The sequence below is a fragment of the Neglectibacter sp. X4 genome (assembly GCF_009917365.1).
Lineage (GTDB): Bacteria > Bacillota > Clostridia > Oscillospirales > Acutalibacteraceae > Acutalibacter.
On sequence record NZ_QWLE01000265.1, the window covers coordinates 1 to 653 of the forward strand.

The following is a 653-nucleotide window of genomic DNA, read 5'->3' on the forward strand; positions in this document are numbered from 1 at the left end:
ATACTGCCGATTACCAGCACATCTTGCGGCTTCAGACGACGAATCAGTTTCTTGTATCCTGGCCGTTCAAAATCTTTTCCAGATTTACGGTCTACATAAATGTGCTTATCAGAAATACCAAACTCCTGAAGCACTAATAACTGCCGATCCAGATTTTGATCCTTACTGGATACTCTTGCATAGCCATAGTTCATAAAAAGAACCTCCTTAATATAATTTTTACCTAATTATATCAAAGAGGTTTCCCTTCGTCCCACGGTGAGACATACACTTATTTCGTTGAATTCATTTAAACCAAACTTTTTAACTTGGGATTCCAACATAAAATCCTGCTTGCGAAATTACCCCCACAAAGAATTATAATCAAAATAGAAAAAACGCTATTATATAGTTCGCCCTAAGTAGTTTTAAAATTCAATTTAAAACCACTCCGAACAGCAACGCATGAGTGGTTTTATATGATTTCCTTCAGATTCTATGTATTTTCTTTTTTAACCAATAAATTAAAATCCCCACATATGGTGTCTTTTTACCGGTTTGAGTTGTATATCGATCCAACAATTTTTGAAAATAATCTTGAGGGACATCTTTATTTGGATACTTTTTACTAATATCACATTGTAATGCGTTCAATGCTTGCTTTCGGCAATCCC

2 protein-coding genes are annotated in these 653 nt (G+C 34.6%); both read right to left on the reverse strand.

Translation table 11 applies throughout. The features are described from left to right. On the reverse strand, positions 1-194 hold a 194-nt coding region (locus D1841_RS18045), incomplete at its 3' end, for a recombinase family protein (protein ID WP_166554369.1). Positions 195-468: 274 nt separating this feature from the next. Continuing rightward, the coding region (locus D1841_RS18850; RefSeq protein ID WP_207710209.1) for a hypothetical protein at positions 469-653 on the reverse strand (185 nt) is incomplete at its 5' end.